At 60.5% G+C, this 301-nt stretch carries 1 pseudogene; it reads left to right on the top strand.

Annotated elements, in window-relative coordinates:
* Window positions 1–301, top strand: a pseudogene (locus tag AUR66_RS00425) (S-layer glycoprotein N-glycosyltransferase AglJ); the annotation flags it as partial.

Genomic DNA, 301 nt, shown 5'->3' with positions numbered 1-301 from the left:
TTCCTCCAGATGACGCTCACGTCGGACGGGGTCGGTATCGAGACGGAGATGGCCGTCGAGTGCGCGAAACGCGGGTTCAAAACGACTGTCGTCCCCACGACGTACTATCCCCGGCCGAGTGGGTCGAACACGAACCTCCATCCAATCCGCGACGGAGGCATCATCTTCCTCGAACTGTACCGACGGGCGAAGACAAACAATCCACTATTCTACTTCGGGAGTGTCGGACTCGCGTCGACGGCAACCGGTCTCGGCCTCGCACTCTACGTCGGGTACGAGTGGGTCGTCCGCTCGATTTCAC

This window comes from Haloferax profundi (assembly GCF_001469865.1).
In the GTDB taxonomy this organism is placed as follows: Archaea; Halobacteriota; Halobacteria; order Halobacteriales; family Haloferacaceae; genus Haloferax; species Haloferax profundi.
This window is presented reverse-complemented; position numbering and strand designations above follow the sequence as displayed.